Origin of the sequence: Levilactobacillus yiduensis, assembly GCF_024718525.1 — a bacterium.
Lineage (GTDB): Bacteria > Bacillota > Bacilli > Lactobacillales > Lactobacillaceae > Levilactobacillus > Levilactobacillus yiduensis.
This window is the reverse complement of record NZ_JAMXAZ010000002.1, coordinates 44,090-65,221: the sequence shown is the minus strand read 5'-3', so window position 1 is coordinate 65,221 and position 21,132 is coordinate 44,090. Positions and strand designations below refer to the sequence as shown.

At 52.4% G+C, this 21,132-nt stretch carries 16 protein-coding genes; 12 read left to right on the top strand and 4 right to left on the bottom strand.

Going from position 1 to position 21,132, the window contains the following annotated elements; translation table 11 throughout:
* Nucleotides 1-7: 7 nt before the first annotated feature.
* Entirely contained in the window at nt 8-886 is an 879-nt protein-coding gene (locus tag NGM66_RS01880) for a transporter substrate-binding domain-containing protein (protein WP_258115346.1), read from the bottom strand.
* Nucleotides 887-1,127: 241 nt separating this feature from the next.
* On the opposite strand from NGM66_RS01880, the gene NGM66_RS01875 reads away from it, so the two are divergent.
* From NGM66_RS01875 to NGM66_RS01825, 11 genes are all read left to right on the top strand, one after another.
* Nucleotides 1,128-2,615 carry an amidase gene (locus NGM66_RS01875; protein WP_208909401.1) on the top strand — a complete coding sequence of 496 codons (1,488 nt, stop codon included), beginning with the start codon at nt 1,128-1,130 and terminating at the stop codon, nt 2,613-2,615.
* A 15-nt stretch (nt 2,616-2,630) separates the two neighbouring features.
* Complete coding sequence (locus NGM66_RS01870; protein ID WP_208909402.1) at nt 2,631-4,280, top strand: peptide ABC transporter substrate-binding protein; 1,650 nt, start codon at nt 2,631-2,633, stop codon at nt 4,278-4,280.
* A gap of 226 nt (nt 4,281-4,506) precedes the next feature.
* Entirely contained in the window at nt 4,507-5,418 is a 912-nt protein-coding gene (gene murQ / locus NGM66_RS01865) for an N-acetylmuramic acid 6-phosphate etherase (RefSeq protein WP_258115345.1), read from the top strand.
* Between the two features lie 581 nt (nt 5,419-5,999).
* Nucleotides 6,000-6,989: an aldo/keto reductase gene (locus tag NGM66_RS01860; protein ID WP_208909403.1), complete on the top strand. Its 990-nt coding sequence runs from the start codon at nt 6,000-6,002 to the stop codon at nt 6,987-6,989.
* 285 nt (nt 6,990-7,274) lie between these two features.
* A complete protein-coding gene (gene rbsR, locus NGM66_RS01855; protein ID WP_208909404.1) occupies nt 7,275-8,282 on the top strand; it encodes a ribose utilization transcriptional repressor RbsR in 1,008 nt (335 codons plus the stop codon).
* 133 nt (nt 8,283-8,415) lie between these two features.
* Nucleotides 8,416-9,336 (top strand): ribokinase, encoded by a 921-nt coding sequence (rbsK, locus tag NGM66_RS01850; protein WP_208909405.1) that lies wholly within the window; start codon nt 8,416-8,418, stop codon nt 9,334-9,336.
* A gap of 313 nt (nt 9,337-9,649) precedes the next feature.
* Nucleotides 9,650-11,668 carry a transketolase gene (tkt, locus tag NGM66_RS01845; RefSeq protein ID WP_208909406.1) on the top strand — a complete coding sequence of 673 codons (2,019 nt, stop codon included), beginning with the start codon at nt 9,650-9,652 and terminating at the stop codon, nt 11,666-11,668.
* 805 nt (nt 11,669-12,473) lie between these two features.
* On the top strand, nt 12,474-13,367 hold the full coding sequence (locus NGM66_RS01840; protein WP_208909407.1) for a C40 family peptidase: 894 nt from the start codon (nt 12,474-12,476) through the stop codon (nt 13,365-13,367).
* A 112-nt stretch (nt 13,368-13,479) separates the two neighbouring features.
* Nucleotides 13,480-14,499 (top strand): DUF1002 domain-containing protein, encoded by a 1,020-nt coding sequence (locus tag NGM66_RS01835; protein WP_208909408.1) that lies wholly within the window; start codon nt 13,480-13,482, stop codon nt 14,497-14,499.
* A 494-nt stretch (nt 14,500-14,993) separates the two neighbouring features.
* Nucleotides 14,994-16,604: a LysM peptidoglycan-binding domain-containing protein gene (locus NGM66_RS01830; RefSeq protein WP_258115344.1), complete on the top strand. Its 1,611-nt coding sequence runs from the start codon at nt 14,994-14,996 to the stop codon at nt 16,602-16,604.
* Nucleotides 16,605-16,764: 160 nt separating this feature from the next.
* Nucleotides 16,765-16,971 (top strand): hypothetical protein, encoded by a 207-nt coding sequence (locus NGM66_RS01825; protein WP_208909409.1) that lies wholly within the window; start codon nt 16,765-16,767, stop codon nt 16,969-16,971.
* A 132-nt stretch (nt 16,972-17,103) separates the two neighbouring features.
* Here NGM66_RS01825 and NGM66_RS01820 read toward each other — a convergent pair whose 3' ends face one another.
* From NGM66_RS01820 to NGM66_RS01810, 3 genes are all read right to left on the bottom strand, one after another.
* A complete protein-coding gene (locus NGM66_RS01820; RefSeq protein WP_208909410.1) occupies nt 17,104-18,063 on the bottom strand; it encodes a diacylglycerol/lipid kinase family protein in 960 nt (319 codons plus the stop codon).
* Nucleotides 18,064-18,433: 370 nt separating this feature from the next.
* Nucleotides 18,434-20,113, bottom strand: a complete 1,680-nt coding sequence (gene rnjA, locus NGM66_RS01815; protein ID WP_125577174.1) for a ribonuclease J1 — start codon at nt 20,111-20,113, stop codon at nt 18,434-18,436.
* Nucleotides 20,110-20,328, bottom strand: a complete 219-nt coding sequence (locus tag NGM66_RS01810; RefSeq protein ID WP_135368679.1) for a DNA-directed RNA polymerase subunit epsilon — start codon at nt 20,326-20,328, stop codon at nt 20,110-20,112. Before NGM66_RS01810 ends, rnjA begins: the two co-directional genes overlap by 4 nt.
* Nucleotides 20,329-20,528: 200 nt before the next feature.
* Here NGM66_RS01810 and NGM66_RS01805 point away from each other — a divergent pair, with 200 nt between their 5' ends.
* Nucleotides 20,529-21,032: a hypothetical protein gene (locus NGM66_RS01805; protein ID WP_208909411.1), complete on the top strand. Its 504-nt coding sequence runs from the start codon at nt 20,529-20,531 to the stop codon at nt 21,030-21,032.
* The last annotated feature ends 100 nt before the right edge of the window (nt 21,033-21,132 follow it).

The window sequence follows — 21,132 nt, the reverse complement described above, 5'->3', positions numbered from 1 at the left end:
TGTCTTTCTATTGGCCCGTGTACTTGGACTTGATCGTGAAGTTCTTGGCGATCTTGACGTTTGGCTTCTTTGTCACGTCGGCGCCGTAGTACTTCTCGGACAACTTCTTGATCGTACCGTCCTTCAAGAGCTTCTTGACTTCTTTGTTGATTTCAGCCTTGAGCTTGGTGTTGCTCTTCTTCATCAAGATACCGACCCCTTGGCCGTCATCGCTGGTGGTGAAGTACATGTTCTTGACCAAGTGTAAGCCGTTGTTCGGGATAGCCTTCAACGCCAATTTTTGCAGGTAGTAATCGTTCATGATGAAATCGGTTTTACCATTCTTAACATCTTTCAGGTAAACATCGTTGGAGACGTTATCGTAGTTGACCAGTTTGGCCCCTAATTGTTGCGCCAGTCGTTGATAACCGGTCCCAGCTTCACCCGCAGACTTCTTGCCTTTGATATCGGACCAGTTGTGGATGCCGGAATCATTGCTGTTGCGGACCATGATACTGTTAAATGAGTGCTTGTAGACCGTGGACAAGGCGTACTTATCCTTACGGGCTGGGGACAGACCAAAGTCGTTGGCCGCCATGTCAGCCTTACCGGAGCTGACCGCGGTCAATTGGCCGTCGACACTGAGTTCCTTGAACTGGACTTTCTTATGTAAGCCCTTGGCAACCGCCCGAACGACTTCCACGTCGAACCCAGTCAGCTTGCTGTTCTTGGACGTGTGAAACGACGTGGGATACAGCGTTCCGGACGTCGCCACGATCAAGGTCTTCTTGTTAGCGACCTTGGTGTTCGTTGACTCTGATGAGGACTTCCCGCAACCAACGAGACCGACACCCATCACTAAGCTTAACCCTAAACCTAAAACCAACCATTTTTTCGTCTTATTCATCAATTTTCATTCCTTTCAGTTTGTGACCTAAGACTTTTTAAGTATAACTACTTGGAAACGCTTTTACAACCAGTACGTGGTAGAATGAAGATATTAACTTACCAATAATTAGTGGCTGCTTTAGGATTACCGGTCATTAATGCGTGTCACAAATTTTTTAATAACTTGGTGAGTGAAGGTAAAGGTTGGCTGCGACTTGGTCGTCGTGGCTGGGTTACATAGATTATAGGAGGCGGTTGTATTGGCAATTACGGATTGGATTGGGACCCCGGCGTTGACTTGGGCGAAACGTGTACGGTCAGGTGAGGTCACTAGCCAGGAACTGATCGAACGGGCGCTGGCGGAGATCGACCGGCAGAACCCGGCACTCAACGCGGTCATTACCACGCGACGCGATAAGGCGTTACAAGAGGCGGCAGCGCTGGAAGACCACGGTCAGCCATTCTTGGGCGTGCCTCTGTTACTCAAGGGATTGGGGCAACAGCTCAAGGGTGAATCGAGCACCAGCGGCTCTCGGTTGTTAAAGGACAACGTGGCGCAGCAGACCAGCTTCTTCGTGGAGGCGCTCCAACGGGCGGGGTTCATCGTGATCGGGCAGACCAATTTTCCGGAATTTGGTTTTAAGAACATTACCGATGCACAGATCTACGGTGACGCCCACAACCCGTGGAACACCGACTATCAACCCGGCGGATCCTCCGGTGGTGCCGGTGCGGCCGTGGCGGCTGGAATGGTCCCGCTAGCTGCCGGCAGTGACGGTGGTGGGTCGATTCGGATTCCATCATCATGGTCCGGAACGATTGGGTTGAAGCCGACGCGGGGCCGGGTCCCCGTTGGTCCTGGTGACTGGCGATCCTGGGAAGGGGCAGCCATCGACTTTGGCTTGACCCGGTCCATGGCCGACACGGCGGCCTTGTTGGACAGCCTGCAGACGATTCAGCCGGCCGCGGTCTTCCAGCAACCCTTAGAACGGCCCGGGTTCCTGGCACAACTCGATCAACCGGTCCAACCGGGTGTGATTGGCTACACGACTGAATCGCCGGTCGGGACACCGGTCAGTCCGGATGCTGTCCAGGCGGTCAGAGACGCCGTGACCTTCCTGAGTGATCAGGGCTTTGACGTGGAAGAGGTCAAGAACCCCATCGACGGTGTGGCACTGATGGAAAGCTACTACACCATGAATGCTGGTGAGACGGCGGCCTTCATGGGCCAAATGCAAGCCGGTCTGGGGCGGCCACTGACTGCCGACGACATGGAACTACTGACCTGGGCACTGTACCAGACGGGGCTGAACACCACGGCTGCGGAATACAGTTTGTCGTTAGGCCAGTGGGACCAAGCCGCTTGGCAAATGGCACAATTGCACGCCAAATACCCAGTGATCTTGACGCCGACCACGGCCTGGGCAGCCCCTAAGGTCGGGGATACCTTGGTTTCGGCGGAGAACACCGCCAAGATGGCCGACATTGCCAGCCTGAAGCCGGCCGCGCAAAAGCAGTTGATCTATGACCAATGGTTACCCGCACTGACGCGGTCGCCATTTACCCAACAGGCCAACCTGACCGGTGAACCGGCACTGAGCCTCCCTACGGCTGTGACGGCGGAAGGACTACCATTGGGCATCCAATTCAATGCCGGTAAGGGACAAGAAGCCGTTCTCCTGAGGCTTGGGGCTTTATTTGAACGCGCAGGTAAGTTAAAATTGTTACATCAGACTATTTTAGATTAATGAGGAGCGAACGTTTTGAAGGGAAAACAACTAGGTATTTTAATGGGGGCAGCGTTACTGGTTGCTGGGGGCTTGGCCGCTTGCGGTAAGTCTTCGACCAGTACGTCCAAGTCGGGGCAATTGGCGGCTGATCAGTCGGTCAAACTCGCAGCCAAGGCAGAGGTCACCACGCTGGATGTGTCAAAGGCATCGGATTCCAGCAGTTTGACCATGCTGTACCATACGCAAGAAGGGCTCTACCGGCTCGGTAAGAATGAAAAATTGGTCAACGCACTGGCCACGAAGATGACCAAGTCCAAGGACGGTAAGCAGTATACGTTTAAACTGCGGTCCGATAACCACTGGAACGACGGCAAGCCGGTCACGGCCCAGGACTTCGTTTACTCCTGGCGGCGGACGGCCAACCCGAAGACGGCTTCCGAGTATGCGTACTTGCTGGCCGGCATCAAGAACTTTAACCAGGTTCAAAACGGCAAGGTCGCACCGAGTCAATTGGGGGTTAAGGCCGTTGATAAGCACACGTTACAGGTCACTTTAAGCAAACCCGTGGCTTATTTCAAGCTGTTACTGGCCTTCCCAACCTTCTTCCCCCAGGAGCAAAAGGTCGTTGAGAAGTACGGCAGTGACTACGGTCATTCCAGCCAGCAAACGGCGTACGACGGGCCATTTACCATGACCAAGTGGCAAGGGACCAGTCAGAGCTGGACGTTGAAGAAAAACACCAAGTTCTGGGACAAGAAGGGCATCACGTTAAAGCAGATGCATTTCCAAGTGGTCGCTGACCCGTCGACCGGGTTGAGCCTCTTCCAGAAGAAGGAATTGGACGCCACGACCTTGGACGGGACGCAGGTGGCTAACCTGAAGAACAACAAGGAAATGAAGACCTTCATTGGTGGCAGCACCTACTACATGCAGATGAACCAAAAGAAGGTTAAGGCGCTACGGAACTTGAAGGTTCGGCAAGCACTGTCCATGGCGATCGATAAGGAACAACTGGCCAAGAGCGTGTTGCGCGACGGGTCCAAGGCACCATTAGGCTTCGTGTCACAAAACCTGTCACGTAACCCGAAGACCAACGCCGACTTTGCCAAGGACGCCTACGTTAAGTCTGGGGTGACCTATGATTTGAAACAGGCCAAGACGTTGATGAAGGCGGGGCTCAAGGCCACTGGCACCAAGAAGCTGAACCTGACGCTGATGGCTGACGATACCAGCGTGACTAAGACGGTCGCCCAATACGTGCAAGCAGAACTCCAGAAGCTGCCAAACGTGAAGGTCACGATCAACACGTTGCCTTACAAGACGCGATTGAGCCGGTCTAGCACCGGGAACTTCGAGCTGGTCTTGACGAACTGGGGCGCGGACTTCGCCGACCCAATCAACTTCCTATCCTTGATGAGCACCGGTAATACCAATAACAACGGTGACTTTTCGGATGCCAAGTACGACAGCTACGTCAAGGCGTCTGAAAATAAGGATGCCAATGATCCAACGGCTCGTTACCAAGACCTGGTCAACGCCGAAAAGCGGTTGATGTCGCAACAAGGGGTCATCCCATTGTACCAACCAGCCACGGTCGAAATGTGGAACGACAAAGTCTCCGGTTACGTTTGGAATCCAGCGGGGATGAGTCGCGGGTACCAGTGGATGAAGGTTGAAAAGTAAAGTTTTCAGTTAAGTTTACGTAAATCGAAAAAGAACAGACGAGTTTTTCTATGAAAGTAGTTGGCGATTGTCAGCTGCTTTTTTATTTTTCCGAAAAAGTTTGTGAACTTGCGCAGAAATCAAAATCGTAATTGAAATTAATTATGAAACATGTTATACCTAGATTAGTGGGAATGAAAGCGAATACATAACCGCGAGAATTAATCGGAGTTGGAGGCTGACACTTATGCAATTTGATGATTTACTGACAGAACAACGTAATCACCGGTCTACCCACATTGACCGGGAGTCTACTTTAGAGATGGTTGCGACAATCAACCGGGAGGATCACCGAGTCGCACGCGCCGTGCAAAAGCAATTGCCCCAAATTGCCGCGGCCATTGATGCGGCCTATCCGCTGTTTGACCAGGGCGGCCGGCTGATCTACGTCGGGGCCGGCACTTCTGGTCGACTGGGCGTCATTGATGCCACGGAGCTACAACCGACCTATGGCTTGAGCGGCGAGCAGACGTTTGGGCTGATTGCCGGGGGTGAAGCCGCACTGACGCACACGGTCAAGGCGGCAGAGGATTCCGTTGAAATGGCCCAGGCCGATATGGCAGGCGTTGACTTGACCGACAAGGATATCGTTATCGCCAGCGCGGCTTCGGGCCAAACGGCGTATACGCTGGCAGCGCTACGGTTCGCGCAGGATCATGGTGCGGTGGGCATTGGCTTTTCGTGTATCGAAGGGAGTCCCTTGGCAGAGCTGGCGGATTACCCGATCACGCCGGTCGTGGGCCCCGAGATCATCACGGGAGCCACGCTGTTGAAGGCGGGGACTGCCGAGAAGATGGTCTTAAACATGCTGTCGACGGGCATCATGATCAAGACGGGCAAGGTCTATCAAAACCTGATGATCAACGTGGTGCCAACCAACGATAAGACGTTTGAACGGGCCAAGAAGATCATCGCTGAAGCGACCCAAACGTCAACGCTGGCTGCGGAACGGGCCCTGGAACGCTCCGACAACAATGTGCCATTGGCCATCGTATTGATTGAGACCAAGGGCACCATCGCCGAGGCCAAGGCGTTGCTCGCGGCCACGGGCGGCCACGTGTCGCAAGCGGTCAAGCTGAGCGATACCAAGGTGAAATAAGACACTAGCGTTGCCAGAATGCCTCCGTCAGCCAGTGGCTTCACCTGTCGTGGGTGTCCACTGCGGGGTGGGGGTTTCATCCTTTAAAATGTTAATATGACCGATGAGGGTGTAGTCAAGACTGTTGTGACAGCAGGGGCTACGCTCTTTTTGTCTAGCTCTGAAGATGCTCGGTGCTGGTGGTATGACGTATTCAGCCGAGTTTGGACTAACCCGTCAGCAGCTAGTGTGGGAGCGCATGATTTTTTGATATGTAGTTAAGGATGTCATAAGCGCTGATACAGTAGTGTTGGGTGATGTGCTTCTACGTTGCTGTGAACCATCTCCCGTAGCCGAGAGTTCGCCAAATATGGGTTCAGCCGAGGTGTCGAGACCGCACTTTGGCTCGACCCGTCCGCCCACAGCGACACGACCCATATTTGGCGAACGGTAAGGCGGCCAGCAAGGACAATGTCACCAGTCACCAAAATAGGTTAGACAAATCCCGAACGATTCCGGAGAAAAAGGCAGAAGAAACTTGACTGGTCCACACCAATTCTCTATACTTTATTCTAGGTATAAGTGGAAAGGAATGTGGCAGAATGTATCTTGCAGATGAACACCGTTACGAAAAAATGCCAATCAGACGGGCAGGGAACACCGGGTTCCAATTACCCGCCATCTCATTTGGGATGTGGCATAGTTTTGGGGAGAACGCCAACTATGGCGATACCCGCGACATTATCCTGAAGGCCTTTGACGCCGGGATTTTTAGTTTTGACCTAGCGGCGAACTATGGTCCTGGTTCTTACGCGGCCGAAAGTCTCTTTGGTGAGGTGTTTAAGCGCGAACTGAAGCCTTACCGTGACGAATTGGTCATCAGTAGTAAGGCCGGGTTCCACATGTGGCCAGGGCCTTATGGGCAAATGAGTTCCCGCAAGGCGCTGACGGCTTCTTTGGACCGCTCGCTGCAAGCGTTAGGCTTGGACTACGTGGACATTTACTATAGCCACCGGTTTGACCCAGAAACCTCGCCGGAAGAAACGGCCGTGGCCTTAAATGACCTGGTTCGGCAAGGCAAGACGCTGTACGTGGGGATTTCTAACTACACCAAGCCACAAGCAGAAGCGATGATCAAGATCTTTAAGGACCTGCACACGCCGTTTGTGGTCGACCAAGTCTCATACAACATGTTGAATCAGACGGCCAATGATGATGGCTTATTCGACATGCTGGCGCAAAACAACGCTGGGGCGATTGCGTACGGTCCACTGTCTGAAGGCCTGTTGACGGATAAATACCTGGACGGGATTCCCGCCGATGTTGACATTCACTGGTCCAACGAATTCATCTTGGACGATGGCCGTGACAAGATGACCCAAAAGCTGCAAGCGCTGAACAAGATTGCGCACAGTCGCGGGCAAAAGTTGTCCCACATGGCGTTGGCTTGGCTCTTACACAACCCGGTCATCACCAGTGTCATCACTGGGGCATCGAAGGCGAGCCATTTACAAGAAAATGTTAAGGCCGTTCAAAACCTGGAATTTGATCCAGAAGAATTGGCCGCAATTGATAAGATTTTAAAGGCTTAATTGGCCGAAAAACGAGAGGTACCAGGCGTTCATCTAGGGTGAATGTCTGATGCCTCTTTTGTCACTAAGGCGCGCCTATCCGTCAATGGCTGTGGGAAGGGCGTGGGGTGACGCAGCAGTTTGCGCTTGAAAATGACTGGGGTGTCAATTTTCATAAAAATAGTCGCAAAAAACCAGGAGCCATGGGGTATAATAAAACTTAGGCTACGCTATGTGCGTTTGTCGCGGGGTCGTTGCGGCGAGCGTTTCAGAAACTGAAGTTAAATCTAGACGGTGGGGGTTACTATGACACGGAAAGTAACGATTCGAGACCTGGCCGAGGCGGCGGGTGTTTCAGTCACAACGGTTTCGCAAATTTTAAATGGCAAGGGTGAACGCTTCAGTCTGGATACGCGGCGGCGCGTGCATCAGTTGCAAGAAGAAATGGGATACGTCCCCGACTTCAATGCCCGCAACCTGATCATGAAGTCGGCACAAACCATTGGGGTCTTGGTCCCCAACCTGGGGAACCCCTTTTTCAGTATGTTTATTCGCGGTGTCCAAGAGACCAGTCGGGAACGCCATTTTATTCCGCTGATCTTTGGCGCCAACCACGACGAAAAGCTGGAAAGCTATTACCTCGAAGAGCTGATCAAGCGGGCGGTCGACGGGTTGATCATTGCCAGTGCCTCCATCACAGGGGAAGCCATCGATAACATTTTGAAGAAAAACGGCATCCCTTACCTGCTGATCGATCAAAATGGGGGGCCGAGCCTAGACCGCGTGCAAATCAATGACGCGCAGGGCGGTCAGCTGGCGGCTGATCATCTGCTGGCGCTGGGACATCAGCGAATCGTCGTCTTGATGCCGGACCAGCCCACGCAAAACCTGCAGATTCGGGTGGCTGGGTTCAAACGGCGCCTGGCGGAGCACCACGTCGAATTGGCTGAGTCGGCCGTGATCCATTCACCGATGACCAAATTAGGCGGCTACCAGGCCACAACGGCCGTGATGGCGCAACACCCGACGGCAGTCTTTGCCATCAACGACGAAACGGCCCTGGGGTTGATGCGTGGCCTGCATGAACAGGGCGTTCGCGTGCCCCAAGACATTTCGGTGCTGGGCTACGATGATATCGACCTGGATGAGTACGTGGTGCCCAAGCTGACGACCATTCACCAACCGGTCGTTACGATGGGTCAGCAAGCGACGGGGTTATTGATCAACCGGATCAAGGACCAACGGCAAGCGGCCCAGCTGGTCGACCTACCAGTCAATCTGCAAGAGCGCGAGAGTACGGCGCCACTGAAATAAATTTCAATTAGTTCTTGTAAGCCTTTTCGAAACATGATACGCTAGGGGTAATCTAAACGTTTACCTCCGGTGTGTCAGCATGGAGTAAAACGTTTTACAAAATCGGACACTGTTTAAGGAGTGAAGGTACATTATGTCAAATAAAGTTACGGTTCTGGGAAGCTTGAACGTCGATACGACCCTGCGTGTGGCTCGGATGCCTCAGCCAGGAGAAACGTTGTCAACTGAAAACAAGAGTAGTGCCGCTGGTGGGAAGGGTGCGAACCAGGCCGTTGCTGCTGCTCGGGCCGGCGCCGAAACCAGCTTCATTGGGAAGGTCGGCAATGACGATGCCGGTCGCTTCATGGTTGAATCCCTGAATAACGACGGTATCGATACCAGCGCCATCATCACTGACAAGACGGTCGGCACGGGTTCCGCTTTTATCTTATTGGACGAAGCGGGCCAGAACAGTATCTTGGTGTACGGGGGCTCTAATCAACAGATCAAGGCAGCGGAAGTTGAAGCACGCGAAGACGAAATCGCCAAGGCGGACTTCTTAGTGACCCAGTTCGAAACGCCACAAGCCGCAACGTTAGCCGCCTTTAAGCTGGCAAAACAACACGGCGTGACGACCATCTTGAACCCAGCACCCGCCGCAACGATCGACCCAGAGATCCTGAAGGTCACGGACCTGGTCGTACCCAACGAAACGGAAAGTGCTGAACTGACTGGTATCGAAGTCACCGACGAAGCCTCCATGGATGCCAATGCCAAGAAATTCCGTGAAATGGGCGTGAAGAACCTGATCATCACGGTCGGCAGTAAGGGTGCTTACTACGCCACCGAACAAGCTTCTGGCTTCGTGCCAGCCTTCAAGGTCAAGGCCGTGGACACGACGGCGGCCGGGGATACCTTTATCGGGGCCCTCAGCTCACAACTGAAGCCTGACCTGAGCAACGTAGCCACTGCGCTGGTCTTTGCCCAACGTGCCAGCTCCTTGACTGTGCAAGGCTTAGGGGCTATGCCATCGATTCCAACCGTTGCGGAGATCGAAGCAGCTAGCAAAAAGTAAGCTTACAGAAAATAATTCGTAAAATCACCAACTTAACCGAAATTTTCGGAAAAGTTGGTGATTTTTTTTGCGTTTTGGGACAACCGGTTGCAACTAAGACGAATCGGTCTATTTGGTATATTCGACTTTATTCAAAGACAATCCCCGGTACAACAACTTCTATGAGAGGGGTTGCATTAATTAATTTAAATTGGTATAGTAATGAAAGTCGATGAACGAAATCGATTTTTACCGGTAAAATCAATGGATTTGTGCCATCAACCAAAAACTAGGCTGTGATTGGTCCGGCCGATTTAAGTGAGGTTATTTAAAAATGTTGAATGAAGAAGTCGTTACTAACCAAGTGAATTTTGACGAAACGGACACCCAAGCGGTCACGGCCGTGCGGATGCTCAGCATGGACATGATTTCGCGGGCCCACTCCGGTCACCCGGGGTTGCCGTTGGGGGCAGCGCCCATGGCGTACGTGTTATTCTCGCGGCATTTGCGGGTCGATCCCTCATTTCCGCAGTGGTTCAATCGTGACCGGTTCGTCCTGTCTGCGGGCCACGGTTCCGCGATGTTGTACAGCCTGTTACACCTGAGTGGCTTTGCGTTGGGTCGCGACGACCTGATGAATTTCCGGCAACTGGGCAGTAAGACGCCCGGTCACCCGGAATTTGGCGTGACGCCTGGCGTGGACGCCACGACCGGGCCATTGGGGCAAGGCATTGGGATGGCCGTGGGGATGGCGATGGCCGAGAGCCATTTGCGAGCAACGTATAATCAACCCGACTTAAATGTGGTTGACCACTACACCTACGCGTTGTGTGGGGACGGCGACCTGATGGAAGGCGTGGCTGCCGAAGCTGCCAGCTTGGCCGGCCAATTACAGTTGCACAAGCTGATTGTCTTATATGATTCCAACGATATTTCGCTGGACGGGCCGCTTAGCAACGCCTGCCATGACGATGTAGCCGCACGGTTCGAAAGCTACGGTTGGAACTACTTACGCGTGGACGACGGCGAAGACCTGACAGCAATCGACCGGGCTATTCGGTTGGCTAAGAACGCCCAAAGCGGGCCAACGCTGATCGAAGTGAAGACGCAAATCGGGGCCGGGAGCCCCAACGCCGGAACGAACAAGGTTCACGGTGCCCCGCTCAGTGAAGCGGATTTAGCAACGACGCGGGCCCATTACAACTGGAACTGTGATCCCTTCACGGTGCCAGCCGCGGTTCACGAACGCTTCATGACCACGATCAAGGCTCGGGGTTGGGCAAGCCATCAGGAATGGTCTAACTTGGTCGCGCGTTATTCAGACGTGCAACCAGAATTAGCCGCCCAATTTGCCCAAGGCGTCAGCAAGACCTTACCAGAAGATTTGGCCGACCAGTTGCCGACCTATTACAAGAAGGATAAGCTGGCCTCACGTGCTAGTGGCCATGAGGTGCTCCAAAAGCTCAGTGCGGCACTCCCGAATCTGTGGGGGGGCTCGGCGGACTTGTTTAGCTCCAACAAGACGGCGGTGAGTGACAGTGACCGGTTCAGCGTGGAGAATCCACAAGGCAAGAATCTATGGTTCGGCGTTCGTGAATTTGCGGAAGCGGCGGCCTTGAACGGTATCGCTTTGCATGGCGGTACGCAAGTGTATGGCTCAACGTTCTTCGTCTTCTCCGACTACATGAAGCCGGCGATTCGGTTGGCAGCCCTGCAACATCTGCCCGTGACCTACGTCTTCACGCACGATTCTTTGGCCGTGGGGGAAGATGGGCCGACCCACGAACCAGTGGAACAGTTAGCCGCATTACGCGCAATTCCAGGCTTGACGGTTTACCGCCCGGCCGATGGCAACGAGACCGCAGCGGCTTGGCTGGCGGCGGTTCAAGCGACGGACCATCCAACGGCCATCGTCTTGTCCCGGCAAGGCTTAGCCACGCTGCCCAAACCAGCCGCTGTTAAGGCAGGGGTCAAACGTGGTGGCTATGTGGTCGCCGACGCCCATGACCAAGCCGAAGGGATTTTGATGGCCTCGGGTTCTGAAGTTAATCTGGCGTTAGCAGCCCAGGAAAAATTAAGCGAATTGGGTCACGACGTGCGGGTCGTTTCCATTCCAAGTTTTGAACGCTTCAATGCCCAGTCGGTGGACTACCGTGAACGGATCTTACCGTCACACTTGCGCCGCCGGGTCGCTATCGAAATGGCCAGCGGGTTGGGTTGGTGCCAATACACCGGCTTGGACGGCACCATGTTGACGCAGGAACAATTCGGCGCCAGCGGTCCGGGCGAGGCTGTCACTGCCATGGCAGGGTTCACACCAGAACGCGTTGTGGAAGCGTATCTCGCGCTGTAAACGCTGTATTCGGGGAATCGATTATCGGAAAAAATAGGGATGTTAGTGAAGCAGACGGTGGCAGTGGTCACGGTCTGTTTTGCTTTCTTTTCTTAACTAAAGGTTGCAGGAAAACTAGTCTTTGAACGTCAGGTGGTCTGTGCTGGCCGCCTACCGTCCGCCAAATGTGTGATTGCTAATCGACAACTGGTTTGACCCTTTGTGTCTCTGATCTTACGGTTGGTTTTGGATTAATCCATGGTTTAGTACTGGTAAGCACTCATCCACTGGAGTCAACCAGCATTCAGCTGTAAATTGGGGTAAAACGCTCAGCAAACATTGTTGTCACAGCAGTCTTCATCTCGGATGGCCTTCGATTATGTCTGTGATCGACTAATAGCGTTAGTAGGAACATCGCTGGAATAGCAACGCTTATCTACATTAGTGGGTCATCTGCCACGTAGCCGAGAGTGAGCTAAATTTGGACTCAGCCGTGGGAGTTTGCAAGTGGTCTGCTTGGAAACTGGCGTCTTCGAGACGTGACTTTCGGCTCGAAGCGAGGTTGAAGACCGCCCTTTGGCTTCGACCGGTCCTTCCCACAGCGTCACGGTCCAAATTTGGCGAACGGCAAGGCGGCCAGCATGGACTACCTGGCGTTCAAGGACTTGCCGTTTATCACTGGAACCAAGAGTAACGCGTCAGAACCCACAATGATTTCCCCAAATACGAAAAATCAGCAAAAAAATCGGGAAAGGTGTCGGGATAATCTAGTAAGTTGGTTAAATTATTGGTATATTGGGGGTAAAGATACTGGAGGCGGTTTTTAATGGAGATTCGACGGATCAAGGTACCGACGGCGCTAGTCTGGTCAGCACCAACGGCCGTAACAAAAACAGATCGACCTTACTTGAAAAATGGGGACCTGACGGCGTGGTTAGCAAGCCTGAAGCCCGCAGAAAAAGAACAGTTAGCCGACCGCAATCGAACGGTGACGGAGGCCTTGTTCAACGACCGGGTCATTTTGGACCGGGTTGAAGGCGAATGGGCGCACGTCTTCGTTACGCGGCAAAATGGTCGCCAAGAACGGCGGGGCTACCCCGGCTGGCTGCCATTGACCCAACTGACCGCCAGTGACGAAGAACTCGAGTACCCAACCACGACGGTTCGGTTGGTCCATCCAGTTACGGCATTACTAGATGCCGACCGCAACCCCTTATTGGATCTGCCACTGGGGACGATTCTAACGACCACTGGCCAGGACGATGACTGGATTCAAGTCGTGACACCACTGGGCAAGGGCTGGATTGCGGCCGACGTAGCCAAATTGGGCATCAGTGGGGCAGACGATGGTCGCCGGCTCTTGATGTTGGGCCAGCAGTTCATTGACACGCCGTACCTCTGGGGTGGCATTACGCCACAAGGATTTGACTGTTCCGGCTTGATCTACGCGCTGCACCGGGCATTGGGGTACACGATTCCCCGGGACACGCAGGATCAATTTGCCAATGGCTATCCCGTGGCGCCTGAGGAACTGGTGATTGGCGACCTGGTCTTCTTTGCCCATGATCACGGGACGGGACAAGCCCATCACGTGGGGATGTACGCGGGCAACGGCCAAATGCTCCACGCGCCCAAGCCAGGCAAGACGGTGGAAATGGCCCCACTCACTACGACGGAATTGGCGCCTGAGTATGCGGGTGCCCGGCGTTTTTGGCAATAAACTGAAGTTGAAGAATTTTCTAAATTCATGGCAGGAACTCACGCAGGTGGTGGGGACCTGCTATACTTGTTTCAAGGGGAAGTGACTCCCAATGAAAAGAGAGGGATTACTCATGAAGATAAAACGCGTTATTTTAGGCCTAGCGGTGGCTGCTTTAGCCGTGGGCATTGGCGGGCAAACGTTGGCGGTTCACGCCGATACGACGGATGCCACCACTAGTACCAGTAGTTCCGCCACGAGCGGTAGTACGGTCCAGACCAAGGCACTGTCGAAAGCCTACGTGGTTTACGGTGCGGGGCTGGCTAGTGAAGACAAGGATGCCGTCGCGACGGCGCTCGGTGTCAAATCCAACTACACGGCGTTGACTGCGACTGGTAGCGACTACGCGCAGTATTTGAACTCAGCTGGGACCACGGACGCTAGCATGATCAGTTCCGTAGCGCTGGCACCCGCTGATCCCGGAACCGGGGTCAAGGTCAATATCGCCGAATATAATGGTAGCAATAACATTACGGAAGTGACCTCGCAACAATACGCCATGGTCGCCACGATGGCGGGGGTCAAGGATGTCATCATCACCGTCACGGCCGACAAGTCGGTTTCCGGTGAATCCGCGCTAACCGGGGTCTACAAGGCCTTAGCGTCTGACGGATTGACGTTGAACTCCGAAAACACGCAGGCGGCCAACGGTGTCTTAGATGCCACGCAACCGGCAATCGATTCCAACAGTAGCAATAAGAAGTACCCTGGGAAATTGATGTCCGCGGTAGGGTCGGTATCGTCAGATCTGGCCAAGCAACGGCAAGACGGTAATGACCTCGCCACTAAGGCAGACATTGAAGCGATGCTGCAAAAGGCACTGGCCAAGCAAGGGATTGACGGTCAGACCAGTTCCACGCAGATCACCAACATTGCCATTGCCTTGAGCAAGGTGCAACAAGCGCCGGTCTCCACCAGTAAGAACTACATCTCCAACGTCACGAACGTTGCCAATAACCTGGCAAATAGTATCGGTGATAAAATGGCTGGTGTGAAGGATTTTGCCAATAGTGCAGATGCGCAAAAAGCCGAGAATTTTGTGGTCCAAATTTGGCAAAAGATTGTCAACTGGTTCAAGGGATTATTCGGTTAATTTCAGTAAGAATAGCGACTTAACAAATAAACGGGCGGGTGACGCCCGCTTTTTTTGTGCAGATTTTTAAATTTCACAAGCTAGGCGATCGTCCCGATAGTTGTACGATACAGAAAGCGACATCAATATTCACTTGTATCTTGCAAGCGACAGTGAAATATCACAATTTTGCAAATTCGTGGCAGTGACACGTAATCGGTTGAAGGATGAAAAAGAACAGACGTTTCAGCAATGATCAGCCGAAAATCACTGATTTAAAGCGTTTTCAAGATAACAATTTCTTTCAGAAAGGACTGAAGGGAACATCAGTTTATCAGTAAAAATCCGTTAATAATTCCTTAATATTTCACAATAAACTGGAAAAACGTGTGGTAATATTAGTTTGTGATTCGTATTGACTATGAACGACTGGGGTGCGAACTGAATTTTCGTTTGACAACCCGTGTTCAAATTTGTTTGAAAATCTAAAGTCATAAAAGGACGTGTTGGTGAAGATGAGTACAGGACAACGAAAGACAAAAGCAGTTGTTGGCGTCGTCGGTGCCATTGGGGCATTCGCGGCGGGCGCAACGATTACCGCAAATGCGGATAGCATCCAGGTGAAGCAAGGGGATACCGTGTGGGATCTTTCACAAAAACTCGGGGTCTCCGTTCAGGACTTAGAACAACAGAATTCAATCGATGCCAAGACAGATCTGATCTTCGTGGGCCAACGGCTTCAAGTGAAGTCCGCCAAGACCACGAAGACGTACACCGTCAAGTCTGGGGATACCCTGTGGGACCTCGCCCAGACGTATCACATTTCCGTGGCACAACTGCAGAAGGCCAATAAGCTTACTGGCGATATGCTGAGTGTCGGTCAGAAATTAACGATTCCACAAACGTCAGCGAATAAGACCAGTCAGACACAAACAACTAGCGCAACGCCAAAGACTAGTGCAACGCGGCAAACGACGCAGAAGGCCAACGCCGTGCAGGCACAAATCGTGGCCGCACAACAGGCAGCCGCTAGCAAGCAAAAGCAACAGACTGCCGCAACCAGTAGTCAATCGAGTCAATCGGTAACGTCACAGGCCACTAGTCAAGCCGCAACCTCGTCAACGCACAGCACTAGTCAACAAACGGCGACGAGCAAGGCCCAAACCGCTGCCTCAACGTCATCAAGTGCAACGCGTCAGTCAGCGGCAACCAAGACAACTAAGACCATGAAACACACGCAGGTCGCACAAGTCGTTCAACAGCCGTCTCAAGCTAAGGTCACTCAATCAGCATCAACGAGCAGTGCAGCCGCACAAACGTCTTCTACGGCCGCTCAGACGCCTTCAACGACGTCTTCCACGACGAGTACTAGTGCCAGCGTGACTAGCAGTAGTAGTCAGGCAACCGCAAGCAGCGTGAAGCCAGCTCGGCAGAGTCGGATGGCAGCGCCAAAGACGACGAGTCAAAGCCAATCAGTTCAAAGTCAAGCAACGCAAAGCCAGGCAACCGCAAGTCAAACCAGTCAGAGTCAACCAGCCGCAACCAGTCAATCCGTGACAACGGGTAGTCAAAATGCAACGGCCACGACGACGACCAAGAAGACGAAGCGCTTGAAGACGACCACGCGTTCTGCGGTGGCTCGTCAATCCACGACGGCTTCTAGTGCCCAAGGGTCAACCAGCACCAGTAGTAGTGCAGCGGCTAGTTCAAGTACCGTTGCGACGAGCACCAGCACCAAGAAGAAGACCAGTACGGCCGGCTTAACCTCTGGCTCAGTTACGGGTTTGGCGTTGAAATTAGCCTCTGCCAACATCCCTTACGTTTGGGGTGGCTCTTCGTTGAGTGGGATGGACTGCTCCGGGTTAGTGGCGTATGTTTACCAACATGCTTTGGGTGTCAGTCTGCCACATAACACGGTTTCCCAAGAAGCATACGTGTCAACGCATTCCGTGGGTTCAGCTAAGCCAGGGGACATCCTGTTCTGGGGGTCCAAGGGCGCCACGTACCACGATGCCATTTACTTAGGGAATAACCAGTTTGTTGCGGCACCAGAACCTGGGCAAAACGTTAAGGTTCAGTCGATCAGCAAGTACTTCATGCCATCATTCGCTGGAACCCTGAAGTAGAGCGCTTTCAAGCCGACCGTCTGTTTTAGCCACTTTTGGAATTTCGCTGAGAAAAATTAAGATTATCGTTAACAAATCCGAGCCTAAGTGTTATGATTCTTTTTGTCATTTAGAGACACGAGCTAATCATAAATAAAACTAGGTTAAGGACGTGAGAAAGATGAGTAATCGAATTGAAATTCTGGAAGAATATCGTCGCGCTAATTCGCAATTAGCCACGTTAAAACGACAGGAGTCGGAGAGTGTTCATTCAAGTTCGGAGACGGTCCGGATTGAGCCGCGCTACGGGGATGAAATGAACGATTTGACCAATAAGTGCGCTCAGCTGGACATGATCTTGGAAGCCATGGCGGCCTCCGAGGATTAATCTAAACGAAATCAAAAAGAGGGTTCACCCGGAAAAGTTAGGGGTGAATCCTCTTTTTTTACGGCTTAATTAGTGAAATCAGCGTCGTCGATCAACAATGCTGCTTGTCACCGGTCATGCAATGACACAGATCTAAATTGTCAGGTCAAACCAAAACGGGTACTGGGTAACACCGACGTAAACGTCAAAGAACCGGCCACCCATTTCCTCGCCGTCGAGCTGGCCATATTCGATGGCCGGAACGGTGAGATGAACTTTGTCGGTCTCATAGTAGTGCACGGCCTTGGACGACAAATGGCGTTTGAAGACCAGTCGTAGGGCGAGCCACAACAGCTTGAAGAAGTTGGGCTTTTCAATAACGACCAGGTGGAGCTGATGGTCGGTAATCGTGGCTCCGGGAGCGATACCCACACCACCACCGAAGTAGGGATGATTAGTTGTAGTTACCAAGAAGGCGTGCGGATAGATATCCCGTTGATTGCCAACGTGAACCGTTAGGGTGAAGCCCGTTTGGTTGTAATATACATCTAATGCCGAAGCCAGGTAAGACAGTGACCCCAAATGGTGTTTGTTGAGCCAAATCTTAGCTTTCGACTGGTTGGCCTGAGAAATGATGGCGGCGTCAAAGCCGATGCCCAGGTTGTTCGTGAAGACGCCACGTTCCTGCTTGATGGTCTCGTTGTAAGTCCCCACGTCGTAGTTGGTCGCGTGGGTGCAGTGGATGACCTGGTCAAAGGCGTCTTCCCATTTCAGAGATAACCCAGCGCCTCTGGCAAAGTCGTTGCCGGAACCAATCGGGAGGTAGCTGACGGGAATCGGATAATTCCGCTGGTGTTTCGTTAGGCCATTGATGGCCTCGTGGAGGGTACCGTCGCCCCCGATAGCTAAAACGACCCAATCTTGGTGGGGTTCATCGGGGAGCTGTTTTGCGAATTGCTCGCTTAGGAGAACTGTGTGGTGGGGGTAGGCCGAAACTGCTAGTTGGTAGGAGACCTGAGCAGTGTCTAGTCGCTCTTTGATCTGAGGCCAAAGCGTACCGGCGCGACCGCTTCCCGCATGTTCATTTAGGATGATATAGAACTGGACACTCACCGTACTGCTCCTCTCAATTTTTAGTCCATTTCATTATAAACGAAAACGTGCGGGGTGCCTAGTAATTATCGCAGTCTTTCCATAGTTGTAACATATTGGTCGGTCAACGGCTTTGCCCGGAAACTTTGCGGTTAGTGGTGACCGGCTGCCTGTAATCGTTTCCAAACGTTATCAACATAATACCCAGCTGATGGGGAGTCAGGCCGTTAAATTAGTTCACGCCCATCACCTGCGGCCAGTCCTTCCCACAGCGTCACGGTCCAAATTTGGCGAACGGCAAGGCGGCCAGGACGAATCACCTTGCGTAGGGATAGCGATAGCCGCGCAACAAAAAAGGCGCGAGGCTATCGTCTCGCACCTTACATAGCAGTTACTTTGTCATGATGAACATTGGGAGAATCATTGGGTGACGCTCTGTCTTCTCGAATAAGAAGTTTTGCAAGTCATCAATGACGGCGTTGCGGATGGAGGCTTCAGTTGCCTTCGGGTTCCGCATCGCCCGGCGAATCGTCTGGAAGACGCGCCGACGACCCTCGTTGAGCAGCTCACCGGATTCACGCATGTAGACGAATCCACGGGAGAGCAGGTCAGGGCCGGCCTTGATTTCTTGGTTCTTCAGGTCGATGGTCGCCACAACGACGACTAAACCTTCTTCGGAAAGTAATTGACGATCACGTAGCACAACGTTGCCAATATCACCGATACCAGAGCCGTCGATGTAGACGTCTCCCGCCGTGAAGTGACCAGCGACGCGGGCTGAATCCTGGGTCAACGCTAACACGTCACCATTTTGGAGGATAAAGCTGTGGTCGAGTGGCACGCCGCATTGTTCAGCCAGCTCGGTGTGAATCTTTAACATCCGGTACTCCCCGTGAATCGGCATGAAGAATTTCGGTTGCATCAACCGGAGCATCAGCTTCTGTTCTTCTTGGCCACCGTGACCGGAAGTGTGAATGTTATTGACCTTACCGTGAATGACATTGGCGCCAGCTTCTTCCAGCTCGTTAATGACCCGGTTCACGGAAATCGTGTTCCCAGGAATTGGGTTACTGGAGAAGACGACGGTGTCACCAGGCTGAATCGAGATCTGCCGGTGGGTCCCGTTGGCAATCCGTGAAAGGGCCGCCATGGGTTCACCTTGTGAGCCGGTACAGAGGATCATGACCTTATTGGCCGGCATCGACCGAATGGTGTTGGCATCAACGAGCGCTTCATCAGGGATGTTTAAGTACCCGAGTTCACGACCGTTAACGATGGCCGCTTCCATGGACCGTCCGAAGACAGCAATCTTGCGACCGTGAGCCAGCGCTGTTTCACAGGCCGTCTCGATCCGAGAAATGTTGGAAGCAAACGTGGCAAAGATGACCCGGCCCTCGACTTGGTCAAAAATCTTGCGGATGGACTTACCCACCCATTTTTCTGACTTCGTCCAGATCGGGCGTTCGGCGTTCGTGCTATCAGACATCAAGCACAAGACACCTTCGTCGCCCAGCTTGGCCATCTTTTGTAGATCAGGCGGCTGGTTGGTGACGGGTGTTAAGTCGAACTTATAGTCACCCGTTTCCACAATGGTACCGACTGGTGTGTGAACAGCGATTCCCAACGTATCGGGAATGGAGTGGGTCGTCCGGAAGAAGGTCACACTCATCTTCCGAAATTTGAGCACAGTGTCATCGTCAATTGTGTGTAGTTCAGTCGATTTAAGTAATCCGTGTTCTTCAAGCTTGTTTTTGATCAATGCTAAGGCTAACGGCCCCGCGTAAACGGGAACGTTGAGCGCTTTGAGTAAATAAGGAATACCGCCAATATGGTCTTCATGGCCGTGGGTAATCACTAGCGCCTTGATTTTGGCTTGGTTTTCGACGAGGTACTGGTAGTCAGGGATGACATAGTCAATCCCTAACAGTTCGTCCTCTGGAAATTTAATCCCGGCATCAATTAGGATAATCTCATCCTGAAATTGAATACCGTAAGTGTTTTTCCCGATTTCGCCAAGTCCACCCACGCCAAAGATAGCGGTCTCGTTATTTTTGACGTTTAACTTGTTCATTCAGTGAACTCCGTTAATTTGTAATTCGGATTCTGTTGTTCGTAAGCTAAGGTGTTGCCCTCGATAGCTTCAATGAATTCGATATTGTGGTCCGTGTGGGCTTCCACTTGTGCCCGGGCTTCAACCTCGGTTGGGGCCTCCAGGTACAGAGAGTGCGTATCCTCGCGCTTAGGATTCCGCTTCTTATCTTCTTGGTAATATACTTTGTAAATCACAGACAAAACTCCTTTAATTAAACGATTTAATTTATCGATTCGTGAGAGAACGATAGATTATTTATGTTCTGCCGAACTGCGGGTTGCTTACACAACAATTAGCACAATTTTAGCATAGTTTTCGCCGATTGTATAGAATTACCACTGGACTGGAAAACATGCTATGATTAGACTAGCGTGAAGTGAACGGAGGAGACGTCATGGCTCTAATAGTAGAAATCGTGATTGGCATCATCATTGCCCTAGTCATTTATGTAATGATTCACCGGATGATCGTCCAACGGGCAACCCGAATGGTCCGGCGAAATGCCCAGGATGAAACGGATGTGGCGGTCAAGGCGGCCTTGCAGCGGCTGGTCAACGATGACGTGCTGACAGAAGAAGAATGCCACATTAAGTCAGCGGTCACGGTGGCCGACGTCTGGGGACGGGGCGTCATGGCCTTTGAATACGCGATGCCGATTGGTATGGACGCGGAACGCCGCTTGCCCCAACTCGAAGCCGCCTTTAATGAAGCGTTGGCAAGTTTTAGTGCGGATCACGACATCAAGGCGGTCGTCGCGGGACCGGCCTTTGTGGTCAGTGACATTTGGCTGTATGAGGGCCAACTCCACGTTGACGTGGCTTACCTGATGAATGAATCCACCGTGGAATATTTGAAAGATTTAAAGAAACTTAATGACCCGGCGGTACGGGATCTTTAGGGAACAATAAGAGATTGTTAAAATAATCACAATATAATAGAAGAAACGCGTTCGTTAACTGGCCCCAATCGGCTAAGAAACGGCGCAGTAGGGCGCATTC